Annotated in this window: 23 protein-coding genes; 12 read left to right on the plus strand and 11 right to left on the minus strand. The window is 58.2% G+C overall.

What is annotated here, in order from left to right; translation table 11 throughout:
* Nucleotides 1-105: 105 nt before the first annotated feature.
* Together D7S44_RS05255 and D7S44_RS05260 are read left to right on the plus strand one after the other, a co-directional pair.
* On the plus strand, nucleotides 106-441 hold the full coding sequence (locus tag D7S44_RS05255; protein WP_120452638.1) for a DUF1283 family protein: 336 nt from the start codon (nucleotides 106-108) through the stop codon (nucleotides 439-441).
* A gap of 55 nt (nucleotides 442-496) precedes the next feature.
* Nucleotides 497-793 (plus strand): DUF1161 domain-containing protein, encoded by a 297-nt coding sequence (locus D7S44_RS05260; RefSeq protein WP_120452640.1) that lies wholly within the window; start codon nucleotides 497-499, stop codon nucleotides 791-793.
* A gap of 28 nt (nucleotides 794-821) precedes the next feature.
* Here D7S44_RS05260 and D7S44_RS05265 read toward each other — a convergent pair whose 3' ends face one another.
* Nucleotides 822-2,288 carry an MDR family MFS transporter gene (locus D7S44_RS05265; protein ID WP_120452641.1) on the minus strand — a complete coding sequence of 489 codons (1,467 nt, stop codon included), beginning with the start codon at nucleotides 2,286-2,288 and terminating at the stop codon, nucleotides 822-824.
* Nucleotides 2,289-2,586: 298 nt separating this feature from the next.
* Between D7S44_RS05265 and osmY the strand changes: the two genes are divergently transcribed.
* From osmY to osmV, 4 genes are read left to right on the plus strand one after another with little or no spacing between them, the layout of a single operon-like run.
* Nucleotides 2,587-3,300 (plus strand): osmoprotectant ABC transporter permease OsmY, encoded by a 714-nt coding sequence (gene osmY, locus D7S44_RS05270; RefSeq protein WP_120452643.1) that lies wholly within the window; start codon nucleotides 2,587-2,589, stop codon nucleotides 3,298-3,300.
* A 20-nt stretch (nucleotides 3,301-3,320) separates the two neighbouring features.
* Entirely contained in the window at nucleotides 3,321-4,232 is a 912-nt protein-coding gene (locus D7S44_RS05275; protein WP_120452898.1) for a glycine betaine ABC transporter substrate-binding protein, read from the plus strand.
* A 9-nt stretch (nucleotides 4,233-4,241) separates the two neighbouring features.
* Nucleotides 4,242-4,889, plus strand: a complete 648-nt coding sequence (gene osmW, locus D7S44_RS05280) for an osmoprotectant ABC transporter permease OsmW (RefSeq protein ID WP_120452645.1) — start codon at nucleotides 4,242-4,244, stop codon at nucleotides 4,887-4,889.
* Nucleotides 4,889-6,025, plus strand: a complete 1,137-nt coding sequence (gene osmV, locus D7S44_RS05285) for an osmoprotectant ABC transporter ATP-binding protein OsmV (protein WP_120452647.1) — start codon at nucleotides 4,889-4,891, stop codon at nucleotides 6,023-6,025. The genes osmW and osmV overlap by 1 nt, the downstream gene beginning before the upstream one ends.
* A 153-nt stretch (nucleotides 6,026-6,178) precedes the next feature.
* On the opposite strand, the gene D7S44_RS05290 is transcribed toward osmV, so the two are convergent.
* From D7S44_RS05290 to D7S44_RS05305, 4 genes are all read right to left on the minus strand, one after another.
* On the minus strand, nucleotides 6,179-7,555 hold the full coding sequence (locus tag D7S44_RS05290) for a nucleobase:cation symporter-2 family protein (protein ID WP_120452649.1): 1,377 nt from the start codon (nucleotides 7,553-7,555) through the stop codon (nucleotides 6,179-6,181).
* Between the two features lie 182 nt (nucleotides 7,556-7,737).
* Nucleotides 7,738-8,436, minus strand: a complete 699-nt coding sequence (bioD, locus tag D7S44_RS05295; protein ID WP_120452651.1) for a dethiobiotin synthase — start codon at nucleotides 8,434-8,436, stop codon at nucleotides 7,738-7,740.
* Between the two features lie 104 nt (nucleotides 8,437-8,540).
* Nucleotides 8,541-9,758 (minus strand): sugar metabolism global transcriptional regulator Mlc, encoded by a 1,218-nt coding sequence (gene mlc, locus D7S44_RS05300; protein ID WP_120452653.1) that lies wholly within the window; start codon nucleotides 9,756-9,758, stop codon nucleotides 8,541-8,543.
* Between the two features lie 136 nt (nucleotides 9,759-9,894).
* On the minus strand, nucleotides 9,895-10,791 hold the full coding sequence (locus D7S44_RS05305; RefSeq protein ID WP_120452655.1) for a LysR family transcriptional regulator: 897 nt from the start codon (nucleotides 10,789-10,791) through the stop codon (nucleotides 9,895-9,897).
* 93 nt (nucleotides 10,792-10,884) lie between these two features.
* On the opposite strand from D7S44_RS05305, the gene D7S44_RS05310 reads away from it, so the two are divergent.
* The 4 genes from D7S44_RS05310 to D7S44_RS05325 all read left to right on the plus strand — a co-directional run bounded on the left by D7S44_RS05310 (nucleotide 10,885) and on the right by D7S44_RS05325 (nucleotide 14,584).
* The gene (locus D7S44_RS05310; protein WP_120452657.1) at nucleotides 10,885-12,144 is read left to right on the plus strand and encodes an MFS transporter; all 1,260 of its coding nucleotides are present in this window, start codon (nucleotides 10,885-10,887) and stop codon (nucleotides 12,142-12,144) included.
* 161 nt (nucleotides 12,145-12,305) lie between these two features.
* A complete protein-coding gene (locus tag D7S44_RS05315) occupies nucleotides 12,306-12,557 on the plus strand; it encodes a hypothetical protein (RefSeq protein ID WP_120452659.1) in 252 nt (83 codons plus the stop codon).
* A gap of 124 nt (nucleotides 12,558-12,681) precedes the next feature.
* Nucleotides 12,682-13,221 carry a cytochrome b561 gene (gene cybB, locus D7S44_RS05320; RefSeq protein WP_120452661.1) on the plus strand — a complete coding sequence of 180 codons (540 nt, stop codon included), beginning with the start codon at nucleotides 12,682-12,684 and terminating at the stop codon, nucleotides 13,219-13,221.
* A 178-nt stretch (nucleotides 13,222-13,399) separates the two neighbouring features.
* Nucleotides 13,400-14,584 carry a sugar transporter gene (locus D7S44_RS05325; RefSeq protein ID WP_120452663.1) on the plus strand — a complete coding sequence of 395 codons (1,185 nt, stop codon included), beginning with the start codon at nucleotides 13,400-13,402 and terminating at the stop codon, nucleotides 14,582-14,584.
* Between the two features lie 45 nt (nucleotides 14,585-14,629).
* On the opposite strand, the gene D7S44_RS05330 is transcribed toward D7S44_RS05325, so the two are convergent.
* The gene (locus D7S44_RS05330; protein ID WP_120452664.1) at nucleotides 14,630-14,887 is read right to left on the minus strand and encodes a hypothetical protein; all 258 of its coding nucleotides are present in this window, start codon (nucleotides 14,885-14,887) and stop codon (nucleotides 14,630-14,632) included.
* Nucleotides 14,888-14,918: 31 nt separating this feature from the next.
* Nucleotides 14,919-15,176: a multiple stress resistance protein BhsA gene (gene bhsA / locus D7S44_RS05335; protein ID WP_120452666.1), complete on the minus strand. Its 258-nt coding sequence runs from the start codon at nucleotides 15,174-15,176 to the stop codon at nucleotides 14,919-14,921.
* A gap of 292 nt (nucleotides 15,177-15,468) precedes the next feature.
* On the opposite strand from bhsA, the gene D7S44_RS05340 reads away from it, so the two are divergent.
* Nucleotides 15,469-16,119 (plus strand): TetR/AcrR family transcriptional regulator, encoded by a 651-nt coding sequence (locus tag D7S44_RS05340; protein ID WP_120452668.1) that lies wholly within the window; start codon nucleotides 15,469-15,471, stop codon nucleotides 16,117-16,119.
* 58 nt (nucleotides 16,120-16,177) lie between these two features.
* Here D7S44_RS05340 and rhaM read toward each other — a convergent pair whose 3' ends face one another.
* The 4 genes from rhaM to rhaB are packed head-to-tail and all read right to left on the minus strand — an operon-like array spanning nucleotide 16,178 to nucleotide 20,055.
* A complete protein-coding gene (gene rhaM, locus D7S44_RS05345) occupies nucleotides 16,178-16,492 on the minus strand; it encodes an L-rhamnose mutarotase (RefSeq protein WP_120452669.1) in 315 nt (104 codons plus the stop codon).
* Complete coding sequence (rhaD, locus tag D7S44_RS05350) at nucleotides 16,482-17,324, minus strand: rhamnulose-1-phosphate aldolase (protein WP_120452670.1); 843 nt, start codon at nucleotides 17,322-17,324, stop codon at nucleotides 16,482-16,484. Before rhaD ends, rhaM begins: the two co-directional genes overlap by 11 nt.
* Nucleotides 17,325-17,333: 9 nt before the next feature.
* Entirely contained in the window at nucleotides 17,334-18,590 is a 1,257-nt protein-coding gene (locus tag D7S44_RS05355; RefSeq protein WP_120452671.1) for an L-rhamnose isomerase, read from the minus strand.
* Nucleotides 18,574-20,055, minus strand: a complete 1,482-nt coding sequence (rhaB, locus tag D7S44_RS05360; protein WP_120452672.1) for a rhamnulokinase — start codon at nucleotides 20,053-20,055, stop codon at nucleotides 18,574-18,576. Before rhaB ends, D7S44_RS05355 begins: the two co-directional genes overlap by 17 nt.
* Nucleotides 20,056-20,345: 290 nt before the next feature.
* Between rhaB and rhaS the strand changes: the two genes are divergently transcribed.
* Nucleotides 20,346-21,167 carry an HTH-type transcriptional activator RhaS gene (rhaS, locus tag D7S44_RS05365; protein ID WP_120452673.1) on the plus strand — a complete coding sequence of 274 codons (822 nt, stop codon included), beginning with the start codon at nucleotides 20,346-20,348 and terminating at the stop codon, nucleotides 21,165-21,167.
* Nucleotides 21,168-21,171 lie beyond the last annotated feature (4 nt).

Consider the following 21,171-nt stretch of genomic DNA (forward strand, 5'->3'; position numbering starts at 1 on the left):
ACGCCCACTACTGGTGAGCAAATAAAGCGCGATGATATACTAAGCACTGCCTGCCGCAACCCTGAGTCATTCCTGCGCGCCAGGCATTAACCGAAGGAAAAGATGATGAAAAAATTGTTTCCGACCCTGCTCGCCGCGCTGCTGGCCAGCAGCACGATGCTGACCGCCGTGCAGGCCAGCGCTAATACCAGCCGTCTGATTATTGAAGATGGCAGCAGCGCCGCCAGTAATGAAGCTGCGCGTCAGAGCAAAGAGCAATGGAATGATACCCAGCGCCTGCGCCACAAAGTGAACACGCGCGCCGAAAAAGAGTTTGATAAAGCAGATCGCGCATTTGATACGCGCGACGCCTGTGAAAAAAGCTACAACGTTAACGCCTACTGGGAATCCAATACCCTGCGCTGCCTGGATCGCCGTACCGGCCGACCGGTCGCGCCCTGATATTGCCCACGAAATGCTATAGTCAGTAAGGTTCACTACGCAAAAGGAGAAGATGATGAAGAAACAGACCGGAATGTTAATCGCAACTTTACTGGCGCTGCCGATGCTGGCACACGCCTCCTGTGAATCCGTCAAGGCGGATATCAGCCACAAAATTATCCAGAACGGCGTCCCGGAATCGGGTTTCTCGCTGGATATCGTGCCTAACGATCAGGTTGACCAGGCGGGCGGCCAGGTGGTGGGCCATTGCGAAAACGACACACAGAAAATTGTTTATAAGCGCGTGGGACGCAGCGACGAGGGCAGCGTGCCCGACAGCGCGGGCAGCTCGCAGGACGCGCCTGCTCAGTAAACATGAAGGGCGACGCAGTCGCCCTTTTCTATTCCGCATGTTCCGGCCGCTGTCGCGGCATCATCCAGGCTACGCCCAGCGCAAACAGCGCAATCACCAGTGCCACAATAAACACCCAGTGCAGCGAGGCGGCAATCGCCAGCACCATATGGTGCAGCGTCTCGCTGGAAAGCGCCTCGCGCGTTGGCGCAGACATAATCTGCTGCACAGGATCCTGGGCGTGCGGCAGTCGCTGCGACAGGTTGAGGTTCAGGACGGCGCCCATCAGCGCGGTGCCGACAGCCGATCCCATCATGCGGCTGAACATAATCGACGCAGTGCAAATGCCGCGAATATCGTAGTGCGCATGGTTTTGCACCGACACCAGAAAAGTGGTGCTGGTCATCCCCATGCCGGTACCGATAACAAAAGCGGTGGCACCTGCCTGAAACAGAGAGCTGTCAGCGCGCAACAGCAGCAGCAAGGCGCTGCCCGCGACCAGCAGCAGCGCGCCGAGCTGGGCAGTAAAACGATAAGAGGTGCGCAGCATCAGCCGCCCGCTGAGCGTGCTGGCGAGCGGCCAGCCGATCGACATCATGGCCAGCGCGCTGCCCGCCTGCAACGGCGTGCCGCCGGTAATGCCCTGAATCCAGGTCGGCAAAAAGGCGCTGATCCCCATCATTGCCGCACCAATAATCAGATTCCCGATATTCCCGGCGATAACCAGACGGCTACGCCATATCTCCAGCGGAAACAGCGGCGCATCAGCCCGCAGCTCATGCTTTTTAAGCTGCCAGCCGGCGAACAGCGCCAGCAGCAGAAAAGCGATCAGCCAGTAGCCGAGCCACTCCGCCTGCAGCAGCGCCATCAGCAGCGCGCTGACGCTCACCATCAGCCAGACGCTACCCGCCACGTTAAGCGGCTGCGGCTTTTCTTCGATGCAGTGCGCAGGCAGAAAGCGCGCCAGCATCGCCATGCTGATAAGCCCTATCGGCAGATTGACCCAGAAGATCAGCGACCAGCTGAAGTGCTCCACCAGCCAGGCGCCGGTTAGCGGACCGACGATCGCCGCTACGCCCCATACGCTGGAGAGCCAGCCCTGCACGCTGGCGCGCTCGCGCGGCGAATAGATATCCGCCACGATGGTTGAGCTGAGCGGCATAATCGCGCCTGCGCCTAACCCCTGGAAAGCGCGAAACAGGATCAGCCACAGCATGCTGTGGGCGAAGCCGCACAGCACCGAGCCGACCAGAAACAGCGAGGTGCCGATAAAGAACATTCTGCGCCGTCCCCACATATCCGCCAGTCTGCCATAGAGCGGCACGCTCACCGCCTGGGTGAGCAGATAGACAGAGAAAACCCAACCAAACTGCGAAAAGCCGCCCAGATCGGCAATAATGGTCGGCATTGCCGTCGCGACGATAGTCACCTCAATCGCGGCCATAAACATTGCCAGCATACAGGCGAACAGGATCCAGCCGCGGTGGCTGACCTGCAGGTGTGCGCTCTCAGTCATACATCTCCCTTTGTTATTCAGCAAGGCTAGCCTAAATTCGCGCCGCTGCTGTGCCAGGCGTGCGCTCTCCTTGTGACAGTGTCACAATATGGCGATGAAAATGATTAATCACCTGCTGAAACCAGATGCCATGCGGCCCCATCCGCTGTTTTGGGGGGTTCTATCTGTCTGATTTTTCCCATAAAAAGTGGCGCCCCCTTTTTTACGCTGCTATAGGCTTAATAGCTTTTTAGCCATACATAATAATCGGGCTACGTTTTAACCGCCCGGGATAACAAACAACAGGGAGAAATACCCCATGCAAAATGGTTCGCTGGTCAGACGCGCCGGACTCGCGCTGCTGGCTATTGTTTGTGTGCTGGCGCTGCTGGTCTGGGGCCTGGGTCTGGATACGCTGCGCGCGCGCAGGGTTGATCTGATCTATCTGGGTCAGCAGCATCTCTATCTGGTGTTCTGGTCGATGCTGTTTGCGCTGCTGGTCGGTATTCCCAGCGGTATAGTGCTGAGCCGCCCCTTTGCGCGCCGCTGGGCTGAATATGTGATGCAGATTTTTAACGTCGGTAATACGTTGCCGCCGCTGGCGGTACTGGCGCTGGCGATGGTCGTTATCGGCATCGGCGATAAACCGGCGCTTTTCGCCCTGTTCCTCGCCTCGCTGCTGCCGATTGTGCGCAATACCTTTTCCGGGCTAAGCGCGGTGCCGCCTTCTCTGATTGAGGCCGCTAACGGCATCGGCATGACCCGGCTCCAGCGCCTGCGCCAGGTTGAACTTCCTAACGCCTGGCCGGTGATGCTGGCGGGCATCCGTATCGCGACCGCCATTAACGTCGGTACCGCACCGCTGGCCTTCTTAATTGGCGCCAGCAGCTACGGCGAACTGATTTTTCCCGGCATCTACCTTAACGATTTCCCGACGCTGATCCTCGGCGCGGTCGCCACGGCGCTGTTCGCGCTGGTGCTCGATATGCTGCTGGCGGCGCTGGGACGCTACCTCAGCCCACACACGGCTTAATCACAGGAGACGTTATGACAATGCTGACGCGCTGGCTCAGACGCACCGCTGTGACCCTCGCCGCTACGCTGGCATTCAGCCAGGCGGTTCATGCCGCAGCGCCGCTGGTGATGGCGACCAAAAGCTTTACCGAGCAGCATATTCTTTCCGCCATGACCGTATTGTGGCTGCAGAAAAAGGGATTTGAGGTCATTCCTAAACGCAATATCGCGACCACCATCAGCCGCAACGCGATGTTGAATAAGCAGATAGATATGACCTGGGAGTATACCGGCACCTCGCTCATTATCTTTAATCACATCAAAAGGCCGCTCTCCTCTGAAGAAGCGTACCAGACGGTAAAATCCCTCGACGGCAAGCTGGGCCTGGTCTGGCTTAATCCGGCGCCGATGAATAATACCTATGCCTTTGCGATGAAGCGCGAACGGGCCGAGAAAGAAGGCATCAGCACTATGTCGCAGCTGGTGACGAAAATCGAACAGATTCGCCAGCGCGATCCCGACCATAACTGGCGGCTCGGGCTGGATCTGGAGTTTTCTGGTCGCTCTGACGGCATGAAACCGCTGCAGGCCGCCTATAACCTGGCGCTGGACCGGCCGCAGATCCGTCAGATGGACCCAGGCCTGGTCTATAACGCGGTACGCGACGGATTCGTCGACGCGGGCCTGATCTACACCACCGACGGCCGGGTGAAAGGCTTCGATCTGAAAGTGCTGGAGGATGACAAGCACTTCTTCCCCAGTTACAACGTCACGCCGGTAGTGCGTCAGGATGTGCTCGACAGCCATCCAGGCCTGGCAGAGGCGCTAAACCAGCTCTCGCCGTTGATTACCAGCGATGCGATTTCCGAGCTGAATAAGCGCGTCGATATCGATCATCAGTCGCCCGAGCAGGTTGCGCGCGATTTTCTCACAGCCAAAAACATGCTGTAAGGCGGTCATATGGATACCCTACATTACATCATAAACAACTGGAGCAGCTTGCTGGCTCTGACCTGGCAACATACCTGGCTGGTGCTGGTGGCGGTGGGCTGCGCCATCATCGCAGGCGTGCCGCTGGGCATTCTTATCGTGCGCGTCAGATGGCTGGCCGCACCGGTGCTGGGCATCGCCACCGTCGTGCTCACCATTCCCACCATCGCGTTGTTCGGCCTGATGATCCCGCTGTTTTCGATGATCGGTCAGGGCATCGGCGCGCTGCCCGCTATTACCGCGGTCTTTCTCTATTCGCTGCTGCCGATTGTACGCAACACCCATACTGCGCTGGAAAACCTGCCTGACGGCCTGCGCGAGGCGGGCCGCGGCATCGGCATGACCTTCTGGCAGCGACTGCGCTGGGTGGAAATCCCCATGGCGCTGCCGGTGATCTTCGGCGGTATCCGTACCGCCGTGGTGATGAACGTCGGCGTGATGGCGATTGCGGCGGTAATCGGCGCGGGCGGCCTTGGTCTGTTGCTGCTGGACGGCATCAGCGGCAGCGATATTCGTATGCTCATTGCCGGCGCGCTGATGATCTGCCTGCTGGCTATTATTCTCGACTGGCTGCTGCAGCGTCTGCAGTCGGCGCTGACTCCTAAGGGGATTCGATAATGATAAAACTGGAAAACCTGACGAAAACCTTTACCCAGAAAAACGGCACCAGCGTCACCGCCGTCGATAATGTCAGCCTGCATGTGCCGCAGGGCGAAATGTGCGTGCTGCTCGGCCCTTCAGGCTGCGGCAAGACCACAACCCTGAAGATGATTAATCGCCTTATTCCCAGCACCAGCGGCAAGATTCTGATTAACGGCGAAGATACCAGTACCCAGGATACCGTTACGCTGCGCCGCAACATCGGCTATGTCATCCAGCAGATCGGCCTGTTCCCCAATATGACTATCGAGGAGAACATTACCGTTGTACCGCGCATGCTGGGCTGGGATAAAAAACGCTGCCGCGATCGCGCCACCGAACTGATGAGCATGGTGGCGCTCGACCCTACTAAATTCCTCCACCGCTATCCGCGCGAAATGTCGGGCGGCCAGCAGCAGCGCATTGGCGTGATCCGCGCGCTGGCGGCGGATCCGCCCGTACTGCTGATGGATGAACCCTTCGGCGCCGTCGACCCGATTAACCGCGAGGTGATCCAGAACGAGTTTCTCGATATGCAGCGTCAGTTGAAGAAAACCGTGATGCTGGTGAGCCACGATATTGACGAAGCGCTGAAGCTGGGCGACCGCATCGCCGTGTTTGGCCAGGGCAAAATCGTGCAGTGCGCCAGCCCCGATGAGCTGCTGGCCAGCCCGAAAAATGAGTTTGTCGGCTCTTTTGTCGGTCAGGATCGCACGCTGAAGCGTCTGCTGCTGGTACAGGCAGGCGACGTGACCGATCAGCAGACAACCATTACCGTTAAGCGCGCGACGCCACTGGCGGACGCTTTCGCCCTGATGGATGAAAACGATATGCGTTCGGTCACGGTGGTTGATAACGATGGCAAACCGCTCGGCTTTGTAAAACGCCGCGAAGCGCGCAACGCCAGCGGTTATTGCGAAGAACTACTGCATACCTTCCGGGTGACCGCTAAGGCGGAGGAGAATCTGCGCGTGGTGCTCTCTAAACTCTATGAGCACAATACCGTCTGGATGCCGATCGTTGATGAAGAGGGTCGCTACAGCGGCGAAATCTCTCAGGACTATATTGCCGACTACCTGAGTTCAGGCCGCACGCGCCGCCGCCTTAATCCTTAAGCGACCGGGCAGCGCTCAGCCGAAAACAGGCAGTACGCCCCGAAGCGCAAAAAGTCCTGCGCCTGGGATAACACGCCGGGAGCACGCCTCAGGGATGAGGCGTCTGGCCGCTCTGTAAGCCATCGGCGTCTTTAAGGAGTGCCAGCGCTGGTTTTACTGCCCGCCCGCCGTTTCGCCCTGCGGTAGCACCACAGCGCGCTGCTCACTGGGCAACACCACATTGAGCAGGATCGCCAGCACGCCGCCGGTGGTCACCGCATGGCCAAAAAGCTGGCTGACCAGCGGCGGCAGCTGTTTCAACGCCTCCGGCACCGCTTCGACGCCCAGCCCCAGTCCAAACGACACCGCCACAATCAACATTTCCCGACGGCCCAGCGGGGTTTGCGTCAACACGCGGATCCCGGCGGCCACTACGCTGCCGAACATCACCAGCGTCGCGCCGCCCAGTACCGGCGGCGGTATCTGCTGCATCAGCGCGCCGAAGGCGGGAAACAGCCCCAGCAGCGCCAGCATCACGCCCATCACCATGCCGACATAGCGGCTCGCTACGCCGGTCATCTGAATGACCCCGTTATTCTGCGCAAAGGTGGTATTGGGAAACGCGGAAAACATCGCCGCCAGCATACAGCTGACGCCATCGGCGCAGAGCGCGCCCTGTAGCCGACGCTGAAACTGCGGGCCGACGATCGGCTGCTGCGACAGCATACAGTTAGCGGTAAGGTCGCCTGCCGCCTCAATAACGGCGATCACCGCTACCAGCGCAATCGGCAAGAAAATCGCCCAGTCAAAGGCGAAACCGAAACGGAAAAAGCCAGGCAGCGCCAGCCAGCCTGTTTCAGGCTGCGGCGTCAGCACCAGCTTGCCGCTCAGCGCCGCGGCGAGGCAGCCAACGACGATCCCGGCGAGCACCGCAATCAGCCGCGCCCAGCGGTTACGCATCCGGTTCAGCGTAATAATCACCAGCAGCGTCAGGCCGCCGAGCGCCAGATTACCGGGCGCGCCGAAATTTGCGGCGTGGTGCCCGCCCGCCCAGTCGGTGATGCTCACCTTAATCAGGCTGATGCCGATCAGCGTAATCACCGTTCCGGTCACCACCGGCGTCAGAACGCGGCGCAGCTGAGAGACGCAGCGGCTAATCAGCAACGGGATCAGCGCGGCGACCAGCGTGCAGCCAAAGATCATCGCCATGATCTCCTCCGGCGAGCCGCCGCGGTTTTTGACAATCATACCGCCCGACAGGATAACGCCAAGAAAGGCGAAGCTGGTGCCCTGCAGGCAGATCATGCCCGCGCCTATACCCGCCACGCGCCGCGCCTGAAGAAACGTGCCGATGCCGGAAACCAGCAGCGACATACTGATCAGATAAGGGAGATAAGCCTGCAGCCCCAGCACCGAGCTAATAATCAGCGGCGGCGTGATAACGCCCACGACGCTGGCCAGCAGATGTTGCAGCGCGGCGAAAAAAGCGGGCGCAGGACGAATGCGTTCGTCCAGTCCGTACAGCAATGCTTTCTCTTCTGTATGCGACATAATGATGCTCCGACTCCTCTGTGATTAACGCTGTTAATGCATTAATCACGCCATCCGCAGAGCGCATTACGGGACAGAAAGCTAATTTATTGAACTGAATAGGATTAAAAAAGAGAAACGCTGCGCCAAACCCTGAAACTATCGGTTCAGCCACAGCGATTGTTGAAGAGAATGTTTCACCATCAGGCGATCTTTGCACTTGAATCGGGCAAGGCGACCTTCCCCAGCGAGGAGAGATCGAGATAGCCCGCTAAATCGCGCTGTTCGGCACGCGGCAAATAGGGCAACTCCCCCAGCAGCGGCGCGTCAATGCTGTCGCTGAGCACGTCAATCAGTTCGGCATAGTGCGCCAGTCCGGGATTGATGCGATTCGCGACCCAGCCCGCCAGCGGCAGGCCGTCGCGCGTTATCGCCTCGGCGGTCAACAGCGCATGGCTGAGGCAGCCCTGTTTGATGCCGACCACCAGCACCACCGGGATATGATGCTGCTCCACCCAGCCGGAGAGCGGCTTCGCATCATTCATCAGGCTGCGCCAGCCGCCAGTGCCCTCAATCACAACGCAGTCGGCCTGCTGCTGCAGACGCTGCAAACGCTGGCTCAGCAACGAATAGTCAACGGGCTCACGCGGACGGATGCAGACCTCATCCTCTTCGTAAATCAGCGGATTAATCGCGTCGTAAGGCAGGGTTAGCGTCGAGCTGCTCTGCAAAACCAGCGCATCTTTACTGCGCAGGCCCTCTGCGCTCCGCACGGCGTTTCTCGCAACCGGCTTGAAACCGACTGCGCTCAGGCCAGCGCGTGCGAAATACTGCAGAAGCGCGCGTGAAACAACGGTCTTCCCTACAGCGGTGTCAGTGCCGGTAATGAACAGATTTTTCACCCCACTCCTCCTCAACTTAACGGTTTTGTTTTACAAAAAAGCAAAACGCATTGTAGGGAATGCGGATGGCGGGCAGCTTGCGTTAGCGCAAAGTTCAGTCGCGCTTAACCTTGCAACAATTTCACTAACAGGTAGCCGCTGTAGAGCGCGTCTTTGATCAGCGCCGCGGCGCCAAGGGTGCCAGGTTCGTGGAATTCGGTCGGCGCGAGCTGAATTGACTCGCTGTAGGCGGGCAGTGCCTGCTGGCGGATGGTGCTGCTTACGGCGGGAAACAGCACCTCGGCAGCCTGATTAAGCGGCGAGCCGATCAGAATATGTTGCGGGTTGAAGATATTGACCATCATTGCCAGCATCCGGCCGACATGATGTCCGACGCCTGCGATGGCGTCGCGTGCCAGCCGATCGCCCTGACGGGCCGCCAGACAGAGCGACTCCAGCGTTAAAGGCTGCTGATGCAGTACGCTGTCCGGCTGCGTCGCCAGGCGCTGCGCCGCCAGCGCCAGCAGGCTCCCGGTGCTGGCGACCGTCTCCAGACAGCCGTGATTGCCGCAATAACACTGTTGGCCATAAGGGTCGATCTGCGTATGCCCAATCTCCACCAGCGCGCGGCCGCTTTTATGCAGCAGCTGACCGCCGCTGATTACGCCTGCGCCGACGGTGTCGTCAATCACAATCTGAATCACATCCTGCGCGCCGCGCGACGCGCCGAACAGCGACTCCGCCAGCGTCCAGGCGGAAATGTCGTGCTGCACGAAAACCGGCACCCCGGTGCGCTGCGCCAGCGTATCGCCCAGCGGCATGTCCTGCACCTGATAACCCGGCAGGCGATGCACTACGCCCGAGGCGGCGTTGATCAGACCGGGCAAGGTAATAGCGATCGCCGTCAGCCGTTCCAGCTTGCGCTGATGGCGCATAAAAAAAGCGTCAACACGATCAATCAGCGACGTCAGCAGCGGCTGCTGCGCTTCGTCAGGCAGCGGCGACGTCTCCTCTACCAGCGCGCGGCTGCTGAGATCGCGCAGCGTCAGGGTCAACGCACCATGATGCAAACGCACCGCAAGATAGTGCCAGGCCAGCGTGTCCAGAATCAGGCCAATCGCCGGCCGTCCGCGCGACCCTGGCTCCTGAAACTCCGTTTCCTGCACCAGATGAGCATCGAGCATTTCGCGCACGATTTTGGTGATACTGGCGGGTGCCAGCTGCGCCAGTCTGGAAAGTTCGATACGCGAAATCGGACCGTAGAGATCGATCAGGCGATAAACAACGCCTGCATTAGTCTGTTTAATCTGGTCAATATGCCCAGGCTGACTCTCCAGCTTCACGCCCTGCTCCCGGTTATTTTCGCGCTTCTAAATAAACAGCGACTATGGTGAGGCAGATTGCGGTTGAGCGTCAAATATTTGATTTGAAATGTGATTTGCAGCACATAAAAACCGGGCTTTGGTTAAGGTCTGGTCCTTAATTTTCGCCTGCTGGCGACAAAAGCTGCATCATATTGCGCATCTGCATCGAGGGTTCGCGCTCGCAGGACCAAACCAGCCATACCTCCGACAGCGCATCTTCTTCCCTGAGCGGCAGCCAGACCACATCGGCCAGACGCGCGCGCGCGAACGAGGCGGGCAAAATCGACACGCCGAGACCGGTCGCCACCAGACCGAGGATGGTCATCGCTTCGCCGACCTCCTGCATAATGTAGGGCTTGATATGGTAGCGATGCAGCAGGCTGAGAATTTCACCGTGCAGCGCCGTGCCGCCCTGCGGGTCGAAGAAGACAAAAGGTTCGTTCGCCAGCTCGCTGATAGAGATCGACTCCGCATCCGCCAGCGGATGCGCCCAGTGCACCACCGCGCGCAGCGGCTCGCGCAGCAGCAGCTGATGCCGTAAATCGGGCGGCAACAGGGTATTGCGCATAACGCCCAGATCGAGCTGGCCCTCATGCAGCGGGACGAGCTGCTGGCGCGTATTAATCTCCTGCATCTGAATATGCACCTGCGGCCAGCGCTGACGAAACTGATAGAGCGCGTCCGAGACCAGGCCGGTAAAGGGCGCGGAAGAGGTGAAACCGATGCGCAGCTCGCCCTCTTCGCCGCGCTCAAGCCGCGCCGCGCGCCCGACGGCCTGCTCTACCTGTTGTAAAATCGCGCGCGCATCGCTGAGAAACTGCTGACCCGCCGGCGTAAGCTGCACGCTGCGGTTGGTGCGGATAAACAGCTTTGCTGCTATCTCCTGCTCCAGCTGCATAATTTGCTGGCTGAGCGGAGGCTGAGAGATGTTTAGCCGCTGTGCCGCGCGGCCAAAGTGAAGTTCTTCCGCAACCGCCAGAAAATAACGCAGATGGCGCAGTTCAATATTCATATTTTAAACGTATCAGTTGAGATTATTAATATATTAGACAACCTATTGGCGCTTTCCTAGAGTAAGCCTATTGCTTTCTTGTGAGGAATTAACGTGCGTCGCTCTTCTCAGGCGGTCACCCTTGACGATAATGAGTTAGCCGACTCTGCCGCGGTTTCACCGGCTTCATCGTCCGTATGGATTAAACGCGGCACGCCGCAGTTTATGCGCGTGACCCTGGCGCTTTTCTCCGCTGGTCTGGCGACCTTTGCGCTGCTTTACTGCGTGCAGCCTATTTTACCGGTGCTGTCGGCGCAGTTTGGCGTTTCGCCCGCTGAAAGCAGCATTTCGCTCTCTATCGCAACCGGGCTGATGGCGTTAGGTTTGCTGGTGACAGGTCCGCTTTCTGACGCGATCGGGCGCAAGAACGTGATGGTAACGGCGCTGATGCTGGCCGCGCTCTGCACTCTGGTTTCCGCCACCATGAACAGCTGGCACGGTATTTTGCTGATGCGTGCGCTGACGGGGCTCTCCCTCAGCGGCGTAGCCGCCGTCGGCATGACCTATCTGAGCGAGGAGATCCACCCGAGCGTTATTGCTTTCTCCATGGGACTTTATATCAGCGGCAACTCTATCGGCGGCATGAGCGGCCGACTGCTGAGCGGCGTGCTGACCGACTTCTTTTCATGGCGCATCGCCATTGCAGCCATTGGCTGCTGCGCTCTCGCCTCGGCGCTGATGTTCTGGCGCATTCTGCCCGCTTCTCGTCATTTTCGACCGGCGTCGCTGAAGCCGCGCAGCCTGATGATTAATTTTCGGCTGCACTGGCGCGATGCGGGCCTGCCGCTGCTGTTCGCCGAAGGCTTTCTGCTGATGGGCGCCTTCGTCACGCTGTTCAACTATATCGGCTATCGTCTGCTCGGCGCGCCCTATCATCTCAGCCAGGCGATTGTCGGCCTGCTCTCCGTGGTTTATCTGACCGGATCCTGGAGCTCCCCTAAGGCGGGCGCGCTGACGATGAAACTGGGCCGCGGTCCGGTGCTGCTCGGCGCGACGGCACTGATGCTGACGGGCCTGTTGCTTACCGCGTTCAGCCCCGTGTGGTGGATTTTTCTGGGCATGATGCTCTTTACCGCTGGCTTCTTCGCCGCGCACTCCGTCGCCAGCGGCTGGATCGGTCCGCGCGCGCGCCGTGCCAAAGGTCAGGCGTCATCGCTCTATCTCTTCAGCTACTATGTCGGTTCCAGCGTAGCCGGTACGCTTGGCGGCGTGTTCTGGCACAGCTACGGCTGGGCAGGCATCACTCTCTTTATCTCCGCGCTGTTGCTTCTCGCTCTGCTGGTAGGCTGGCGCCTGCAGCAAAAACATCTGTAACAACCATGACCAAAAAGGACGCAGTTGCGTCCTTTTTAGCCTGTTAACCTTCAGACTGTTTGCTAATTAGTACCAAAAAGAAAAAAGCCATTAATCCCCGCTATAATCCCTCTCACTCCAACAATAAATGTTTTTTTATTCACAGCAATGAGGATGTCCCTGTGGGCCATTACTATTACGTTTCTAAAATTTCTGGCTATAACGATAACCATGTGGTGCACGCCGCAGGCTGCCAGTATCTTCCCCCGCTTGAAGCGCGCCTGTTTCTCGGCACTTTTTACACGGCGAATGCCGCTATCCAGCAGGCGCGCAAGTATTACCCCAGAGCGCTGGGTTGCGAGGCCTGTTGTCCGCTGCCGGTAAAAAAAAACCTGAGGAGTCAGAATAGCGTGGCACTAAAGCATATCGCCTGACTCTGATTATGCTGGCCTGACGGCAGAGGTCAGTCACGGGTCTGGCACCGTTGCGCCAGTTTGTTAAGATTTTGCATGTTTTTCCAGTAAGGTAGAGTGCTTCTTCCTGTTGCATGAGCAGACTATGCGCGAAAAATATGCCGCTTCACAAATTACCCTGCACTGGCTGACCTTCCTGCTGGTCGCGCTGGCTTACGCCACTATCGAGCTACGCGGTTTTGCCCAGCGCGGCTCCTGGCAGGGCTACGCGATGATTATTACTCACTTCAGTGCGGGCTTTACTGTTCTGCTGCTGATGGTGGCGCGTCTGTTTTTACGCACGCGCCACCGCACCCCAGCCATCACGCCCCCCATCGCTCGCTGGCAAACGGGCCTGGCGCATCTGGTGCATACGCTGATTTACGCCCTGTTTATTACCCTGCCCATTCTGGGCATCACGTCGCGCTATCTGCGCGGGCGCGACTGGTGGCTGTTCGGCATCTCCATGCCGGTCGCGAGCGAACCAAATTTCGACCTTTCCGATACCTTAATCGGCTGGCATGAAACCCTGGCGCCGCTGGGATACTGGCTTATCGGCCTGCACGCCCTGGGCGCGCTGTTCCATCACTATTTTCTCCGGGACAATACGCTCAGGCGAATGATGCCAGGCAAATCTTCGCATTGATAACCGTTTTTTATCGCCCGCCGGTCGGGCGATAAAAAACTTTCAGGAATAAAACTGCTTTTCAGCGTTCCCCTTACCGTGCAATTCCTCCACAATGGTCGATAATTTGTGACGCAAGTCACTATCGTGGATGTGAAAGCCGCATCTGTTTGCTGTTGTTCTGACTAATTTTATTTTCATGCAATCAACTACTGTATCTCGTAAAACGGCCTGGCTACGCGTGGTGCTGCTGGCTATCGCCGCCTTTGTGTTTAATACCACTGAATTTGTACCTGTTGGCCTGCTCTCAGACATCGGCGCCAGCTTCAGCATGAAAAGCGCTGACGTGGGCATTATGCTCACTATTTATGCCTGGGTAGTGGCGCTGCTTTCGCTGCCGCTGATGCTGCTGACGCGTAATATCGAGCGACGCATACTGCTGGCAGCACTGTTTCTGATCTTTATCGCCAGCCATGTGCTTTCCACCTTTGCGTGGAGTTTCACCTCGCTGGTGGTATCGCGCATCGGTATCGCGCTGGCGCACGCGGTCTTCTGGTCGATCACCGCCTCGCTGGCGATACGCGTCGCACCAGCCGGTAAAAAGACGCAGGCGTTAAGCATGCTGGCGACCGGCACCGCGCTGGCGATGGTACTGGGCGTACCGATCGGCCGCATAGTGGGTCAATATCTTGGCTGGCGCACCACCTTCGGCATGATTGGCGTCTCGGCGCTGGTGCTGATGGTGCTGCTGGCGCGCGTTCTGCCGCGTCTGCCGAGCGAACACACCGGCTCGCTGAGCAGCGTGCCGATGCTGTTTCGCCGACCGGCGCTGGTGAGCATGTATCTGCTGGTCACGCTGGTCGTTACCGCGCACTATACCGCCTACAGCTACATTGAGCCGTTTATGCAGTTTGTTGCGGACGCGGATAATAACTTCACTACGCTGCTGCTGCTGCTGTTTGGCTCTGCCGGCATTCTGGGCAGCGTACTCTTTAGCTCGCTGGGCAATAAATTCCCGTCTGCGCTGCTGATCGGCGCGATTGCGACCATTACGCTCTGCATGGGGCTGCTGATTTTTGCCGCTGTCCGTCCGGCCGCGATTTCGACGCTCTGTGTTCTGTGGGGCATGGCGATGATGATGATCGGGCTGGCGATGCAGGTGCGCGTGCTGTCGCTGGCGCCTGATGCGACCGATGTGGCGATGTCGCTGATGTCAGGCATCTATAATATCGGCATCGGCGCGGGCGCGCTGCTGGGCAATCAGGTTAGCAAACATCTGAGCATGTCGGACGTCGGCAATATCGGCGGGCTGCTGGGACTGGTTGCGCTGTTCTGGTGTATCGCTATCTTCCGCAGATATCCGCAGCTGCGCAGCAACGGATAAAAAAAGGGGCTTCAGAATGGTTTTCTGAAGCCCCTTTTTACTGTCTTAGTTAAGGCTGGCGGCGGTGCCAGACAGCCTGCTCGCGCCAGAGGTCGAAGTGATGCGAAAAGACTTTACGCGGCCAGTGTCCTGCTTTCCCGACAGCTGCTGTTCCAGAGAAATCAGGCTGCTGCTGCCGCTGACGTTCACCGCTACGGCCTCGGTCTGGTAATAAGGCGCAGCTTCTGGCTGTTGCGCCGCCGCGCTGGCAAATGAAACCACGCCAAGCAACGCCGCCAGTAGACTATATTTCACGCTTTTCATCTTCTCTCTCCTGCTCTCCAACGCGATTCACTTACTGATAAATCACCGCTGTGCCGTGCAGGTTGTTCTGACCGGAGGTAGAGGTGATGCGGAAAGATTTCGCGCCTGCGGCATCCGCTTTCGCGTTCAGCTGCGCTTCCAGTGAATCAAGGTTGGCACCGCCCTGCGCGGAGATTGTGCCTACCGGCGTCTGATGCAGAGGATCGCTGACAACCTGCTCAGCAGCGAAAGCACCAAAAGTCAGGGTAGTAAGGGCCAGAGCGGCCAGGGTCAGTTTAGTAGTTTTCATGATATCGGCTCTCATATTCGGGTTTGAAAAGGTGTCGTTAAATTAATTAACGATCATTAAATAAATAGTAGTGCATGCAGCGACCTTGCGTCAATATTTTTTTAGCGATCGTTATTTTAATGCGGAAGTGGCGTGATTATGGGCTTTGTCGCCCTTTTACACTTAACCATAAGGGGGAAAGGCACTCGACGAGGCACAAAATGACAACCTGCTTTTGTCAGAAGGCGGGCTGGCTTGCATATTTTCTTAATGATCGGTAATTTAATAGAGCCTTTTACAGAAGTGAGGATCTATGAGTCAGCAATATGATGAAGCACAGAAAAAATGTCGTGGTCGGCCAAGGACCTTCGATCGGGACGCTGCGCTGGACAAAGCCCTGACGCTGTTCTGGACTCACGGCTATGAGGGCACCTCCCTTTCTGATCTGGTTGCCGCTACTGGCGCAAAAGCGCCTACGCTTTACGCCGAGTTCGTGAATAAGGAAGGCCTGTTCCGCGCCGCGATGGAACGCTATATCGAGCGCTTTAGCGCCTGGCGCAATGCTGCGCTGCAGGATGAGAATAAATCCGTTGCCGAAGCGATTGAGGGCTGGTTCCGCGCTACGGCGGCTTGCTTTACTAACTGTGAGACTCCGTCAGGCTGCTTTTTTATCTGCACCTCGACCGCGCTCTCTTCGTCATCGAGCGAGATTGCTCATATGCTGCGCCAGCAGCATGACGCACAGCAGCAGACCCTGCTGGATTTTCTGGCCGCCCGCCAGCAGCGCGGCGAAATCCCGGCGCAGGTCGATATGCTTTCTCTGGCCCGCTATCTTGCCTGTATGGTGCAAGGCATGTCGGTACGGGCGCGTGAAGGCGCGCCGCAGGCAGATCTCGATAATATTATCGATACGCTGATGGCGATGTGGCCAACGCTGACCGGTCAGTGCATGAAGACGCACTGAATATTTTTACACTATGAAGTAATCAGGGCGGGAGATCCCCGCCCTGTGTTGCAACCGTTTATTCCAGAAAAAAGACCGGTTTTAACGGCTGGCTGACTGGGCTGTTGTCAGGGTTGCTCGGCATCAAATCCTTCATCGACGCCCACCAGCGCTGACACACCTCCGTTTGCGCGACGGCATTCCAGCGCTCCTCCGATTCGATTTCCACGCTGGCGAACAGCAGATTACGTTCGGCATCCAGCCAGATCGCGTAGTTGTGCGCGCCGTGCGCCTTCAGCGTTTCCGCTAGTTCCGGCCAGATGGGCGAATGGCGACGCTCATACTCTTGATGGCACTCCGCATTCACCTGCATGACAAAGGCTTTACGAAGCATTGGCGGGTCCTGCGTCAAGAGCGGCCTGCCAGGGCTTAACGTTGAAGCGTTTGCCCAGCGCGACCAGCTGTTCGGTTGTGATGCTCTGCCGGATACCGCCCATCGACAGCACTTTTACGATCACTTCAGACGATTTCTCCGCCGTATCGATCAAGCCGAAGGTCTCATCCAGCGTCGGCCCAGCGCCAAAAATGCCGTGGAAGGGCCACATCACGATGCTGTGTGACGCCATTTGATCGGCTGTCGCCTGGCCAATTTCATCCGTTCCCGGCACCATCCAGGGCAGGATGCCGACGCCGTCAGGAAACACCACCAGACACTCAGTGCTGCCTTCCCATAACAGACGAGTAAAGCGTGCCGAATCGAGATCCACCACATAGCTCAGCGACATAAAATTTGTTGCGTGGCAGTGCATAATCACGCGGTCTACGCCACCGGAGACCACTTTACGCACGCTGTGTGACTGGAAGTGCGCCGCCAGCTCTGAGGTAGGCAGCCCACCGTTAGTCAGTCCCCAGTGGATCTTGTACGACAGCCCTTTCTCATCAACCTTTAACAGCGCCAGAGAGTCAGCTGGATCGAGCTGCACATTGCGGAAAAATTTGCCGGAGCCGGTGACAAGGAACCAGCAGTTTGCCAGCTCAGGGGCCGGTTTAGTCAGCTCAACGCAGCGCGGCTCCGCGTAAAAGTCGCCCGCGAACGGCGCTGTTTCTTCCTCAAGCAGGCGCAGCGAGACGTTGCCGCCATTACGTTCGTCCCAGCCCTTCAGCCACATATCGCTGGTCGCTTTAACCATTCCCTGAACAAACCAGGATGAAAGAATGCTTTGCATAGTGAATCCTTAACGTTGGCTCAGAATTTGTTTTTCATAATCGCGGACACTGCTTAACCAGCTGGCATCGACGGGCACGTCGTGGCGCAGGCACCAGGCCTCCCATACCGCCTGCCACGGCAGCGATTTCTGCTCTTCCAGCAGCGCGAGGCGTGCGGTGTAATCCCCTGCCGTTTCGGCCTGACGCAGGCGCTCGGTCGGTTCCAGCAGCGCGCGCAGCAGCGCTTTTTTCGTGTTGCGCGTGCCAATGACCCAGGCGGCGATACGGTTAATAGAGGCGTCGAAGAAGTCGAGCCCAATATGCACTTTGTCGAACAGCTGATGACGCACGATTTCGCTGGCGATCGCCTGGGTTTCATCGTCCAGCAGCACCACATGGTCGCTGTCCCAGCGCACCGGGCGGCTGACGTGCAGCAGCAGGCGCGGCACGTAAAGCATGGCCGTAGAGATCTTGTCGGAGATCACTTCAGTCGGGTGAAAATGGCCCGCATCCAGCGTCAGCGCGGTCTGACGGCTGGTGGCGTAGCCCATAAAGAACTCGTTGGAACCAACGGTATAGCTTTCCGCGCCAATGCCGAACAACTTGCTCTCTACCGCATCGATATGGTGCTGCGGATCGAGCTTGTCGGCGATCACCTCATCCAGCGCGCTCAGCAGTCGCTGACGCGGCGCAAGGCGATCGACAGTCAGATCCTTCATGCCGTCCGGCACCCAGATATTCATTACCGACGGCGTACCGAGCTGCTCGCCAAAATAAGCCGAGACGCGACGGCTCGCTTTACAGTGATCGATCCAGAACTGACGAATCGCCTTGTCAGGGTGTGAGAGCGTGAACCCGTCGGCGCTCAGCGGATGCGAGAAGCAGCTCGGGTTAAAATCCAGCCCCAGCTGCTGCTGTTTCGCCCACTCCACCCAGCCGGCGTAATGCTTCGGCTCAATGGCATCGCGCTCTACCGGCGTATCGCTTTCCAGATAGATAGCGTGCAGGTTCAGACGCTTAGGTCCTGGAATCAGCGACATCGCTTTTTCCAGATCGGCGCGCAGCTCAGCGGCGTTGCGCGCTTTGCCTGGATAGTTGCCGGTCGCCTGAATGCCGCCGGTCAGCGCGCCTTGCGGGTTCTCGAAGCCGCGTACGTCGTCGCCTTGCCAGCAGTGCATGGAGACCGGAACGCTATCCAGTCGCGCCATTGCCTGATCGACATCCACGCCGATATCGGCATAACGTTGTTTAGCCAGCTCAAAGGCTTGCTCAATCAGCTTTGTCATATGCGAGTTCCTTAGCAGGCTGAGTCAGCGCCGAGAAGCGTGCCTGGCAGGCACGAAAGGCGCTGTTGGTCAGCGGTTCAAATGTCTTTAGAGGGAAGTTGTTTTCTACGCAGCGGCGGAAATCCGCGACGTCGGCCAGCTCGCCTAATGCGATAAGCTGGCAGCCGACATTGCCCAGCGTCGAGGCTTCCACCGGTCCGGCCAGCACCGGTATTTCACAGGCGTCGGCGCAGAGCTGGTTGAGAAACTGATTCTGGCTGCCGCCGCCCACAATATGCAGCTGACGAAACGCGACGCCGCGCAGCCCGGCCAGTTCGTTAAGCACTTCGCGGTAGAGCAGCGCAAGGCTGTCGAAAATACAGCGCGCCAGCGCGGCGGCGGACTGCGGTACCGCCATATGCTGTTCGGCGCAGGCATTCTGAATTTCATTCACCATGCTGTCGGGATTGATAAAGCGCGCGTCGTTAGGATTGATCAGCGCGCGGCAGGCAGGCTCTTTTTGCGTCTCCGCAATCAGCGCGCAAAGATCGTCAATCTGCAGCTCGGCGCAGACCCGCTGCAGCAGCCAGAGCCCCATAATGTTTTTCAGAACGCGATAGCCCTCTGCACCGCCCTCGTTGGTAATGTTAGCCTGGAGCGCGGCAGCGCTGGCGTAAGGCAGCAGGCTTTCGAATCCCATCAGCGACCAGGTGCCGGAGCTGAGGTAGGCCGCATTCTCCTGGGTCAGCGGCGTGGCAAGCACCGCGCTGGCGGTATCGTGTGTCGTAACGGCGATGACCGGAATGTCGACGCCACTGGCGTTCTGCCAGTAACCGATAACATTGCCCGGCGACGTGGGTTTACCGAACCACTCAGGCGACGCGCCCGCCCAGTCGAGCAACTCAGCGTCCCACTCGCCGCTTTCAATATTCAACAGCTGCGTGGTGGTGGCGTTGGTGTATTCCCAGTTGAGCTTGCCCGTCAGGCGATAGTGCAGATAGTCGGGGATCATCAGCGCATGGGCGGCCTGCTCTTTCCAGTCAGGCTGCTGCTGGCTCAGGGCGCGGAACTGATAAAGCGTGTTAAACGGCAGAAACTGAATGCCGGTGCGGCCATAAATAGCCTCTTTACCCAGATCGCGCAGCGCCTGCTCCATCAGCCCGTGGGTGCGTTTATCGCGATAGCTCACCGCTTCGCCGACCCGATTGCCCGCCTTATCCAGCAGCACCATATCAACGCCCCAGGTGTCGATGCCGATGCTGTCCGGCACGATGCCTTCATCGCCCAGCTGCGCCAGCCCGGCGCGGATCTCGCGTTCAAGATGGTCGAGGTCCCAGCAGTCATAGCCGCCCCGACGTTCGCGAAGACTGGCGAAACGACGCACCTCGCGTAGATCGATTTGCTGTGATGCGGCGTCCCACCGGGCGAGCATCACACGTCCGCTGGATGCGCCCAAATCAACCGCAACGATATTTCGCTTACTCATGGCCCGTTCTTCCTTAGATATGATGCTGACAGAGTAAAAACGTTACGTGTTCGCCACCTTCCCCGTACTGCCAGCGCGGCTATGCCGCTGGCAGGTTTGCAAAGATGTTCGTGAGAGAGATCACAGAGGCGTAAGGGCGACAGATGTGAGCTTCGCCGCAATTCTTTTATCTGGCGGGAATATCTTGAATAAAAAGCGAATTTACTGCGCTTCGCAGTACAAAATTCAAGGTAAGCGGCGTGGGCGCTGAGTAGACTCGGTTACGCTTTTGTTAAACGAACGAGGCCACTATGACGATTTTACACAGCGCCGATTTCTTTCCTCAGGGCGATTACGCTATCGCTATCGAACCGCGTGTGCCGCAGCAGGCGTTTCCCGAGCATCACCACGATTTCCATGAAATCGTGCTGGTAGAACAGGGTTCGGGCATTCATGTGTTCAACGGCCAGCCGCAAACGCTGTGCGCCGGTTGCGTCTGCTTCGTGCGCGACCACGATCGACATCTGTATGAGCAGACGGATAATCTCTGCCTGACCAACGTGCTCTACCGCAGCCCTGCCGCCTTTCGCTTTCTTTCGGGTTTGCAGGCGCTGCTGCCGAACGAGCGAGAGGGCAATTACGCCTCGCACTGGCGCATAAATAGCAAAGCCATGACGCAGGCGCTGGATGTCGTGGCGAAGATGCGGCAGGATGAGGGCTGGTCGCTGGAGAAGCAGGCTCGCCAGGAGCAGCTCTTCTTGCAGCTGCTGGTTTTGCTGCGCGAAGCGTGCCGCAATGAACAGGCGCAGGATCAGGAAGCCCGCCTGCACCGTCTGCTCGACTGGCTTAACGATCACTACAGTGAAGAGATTTTGTGGGAAGCGCTGGCTGACCGTTTTTCGCTGTCGCTGCGCACGCTGCATCGTCAGATGAAGCAGCAAACAGGCAGTACGCCACAGCGCTATCTGAACCGCCTGCGGCTGCTGCAGGCGCGACATCTGCTGCGCCACAGCGATCTGCGTATTACCGATATCGCCTTTCAGTGCGGTTTCGGCGACAGCAACCACTTCTCTACTCTGTTTCGGCGTGAATTTGGCTGCGCACCGCGAGCGGAGCGCCAGCAGATGATGTAAAAAA

This window comes from Pantoea piersonii (assembly GCF_003612015.1).
In the GTDB taxonomy this organism is placed as follows: domain Bacteria; phylum Pseudomonadota; class Gammaproteobacteria; order Enterobacterales; family Enterobacteriaceae; genus Pantoea; species Pantoea piersonii.

What these genes read in the sequence shown, in the direction of transcription:
- D7S44_RS05255 (WP_120452638.1), top strand. Translation starts at nt 106, where the DNA reads ATGAAAAAATTGTTTCCGACCCTGCTCGCCGCGCTGCTGGCCAGCAGC.
- D7S44_RS05260 (WP_120452640.1), top strand. Translation starts at nt 497, where the DNA reads ATGAAGAAACAGACCGGAATGTTAATCGCAACTTTACTGGCGCTGCCG.
- D7S44_RS05265 (WP_120452641.1), bottom strand. Translation starts at nt 2,288, where the DNA reads ATGACTGAGAGCGCACACCTGCAGGTCAGCCACCGCGGCTGGATCCTG.
- osmY (WP_120452643.1), top strand. Translation starts at nt 2,587, where the DNA reads ATGCAAAATGGTTCGCTGGTCAGACGCGCCGGACTCGCGCTGCTGGCT.
- D7S44_RS05275 (WP_120452898.1), top strand. Translation starts at nt 3,321, where the DNA reads ATGCTGACGCGCTGGCTCAGACGCACCGCTGTGACCCTCGCCGCTACG.
- osmW (WP_120452645.1), top strand. Translation starts at nt 4,242, where the DNA reads ATGGATACCCTACATTACATCATAAACAACTGGAGCAGCTTGCTGGCT.
- osmV (WP_120452647.1), top strand. Translation starts at nt 4,889, where the DNA reads ATGATAAAACTGGAAAACCTGACGAAAACCTTTACCCAGAAAAACGGC.
- D7S44_RS05290 (WP_120452649.1), bottom strand. Translation starts at nt 7,555, where the DNA reads ATGTCGCATACAGAAGAGAAAGCATTGCTGTACGGACTGGACGAACGC.
- D7S44_RS05305 (WP_120452655.1), bottom strand. Translation starts at nt 10,791, where the DNA reads ATGAATATTGAACTGCGCCATCTGCGTTATTTTCTGGCGGTTGCGGAA.
- cybB (WP_120452661.1), top strand. Translation starts at nt 12,682, where the DNA reads ATGCGCGAAAAATATGCCGCTTCACAAATTACCCTGCACTGGCTGACC.
- D7S44_RS05325 (WP_120452663.1), top strand. Translation starts at nt 13,400, where the DNA reads ATGCAATCAACTACTGTATCTCGTAAAACGGCCTGGCTACGCGTGGTG.
- D7S44_RS05330 (WP_120452664.1), bottom strand. Translation starts at nt 14,887, where the DNA reads ATGAAAAGCGTGAAATATAGTCTACTGGCGGCGTTGCTTGGCGTGGTT.
- bhsA (WP_120452666.1), bottom strand. Translation starts at nt 15,176, where the DNA reads ATGAAAACTACTAAACTGACCCTGGCCGCTCTGGCCCTTACTACCCTG.
- D7S44_RS05340 (WP_120452668.1), top strand. Translation starts at nt 15,469, where the DNA reads ATGAGTCAGCAATATGATGAAGCACAGAAAAAATGTCGTGGTCGGCCA.
- rhaM (WP_120452669.1), bottom strand. Translation starts at nt 16,492, where the DNA reads ATGCTTCGTAAAGCCTTTGTCATGCAGGTGAATGCGGAGTGCCATCAA.
- rhaD (WP_120452670.1), bottom strand. Translation starts at nt 17,324, where the DNA reads ATGCAAAGCATTCTTTCATCCTGGTTTGTTCAGGGAATGGTTAAAGCG.
- D7S44_RS05355 (WP_120452671.1), bottom strand. Translation starts at nt 18,590, where the DNA reads ATGACAAAGCTGATTGAGCAAGCCTTTGAGCTGGCTAAACAACGTTAT.
- rhaB (WP_120452672.1), bottom strand. Translation starts at nt 20,055, where the DNA reads ATGAGTAAGCGAAATATCGTTGCGGTTGATTTGGGCGCATCCAGCGGA.
- rhaS (WP_120452673.1), top strand. Translation starts at nt 20,346, where the DNA reads ATGACGATTTTACACAGCGCCGATTTCTTTCCTCAGGGCGATTACGCT.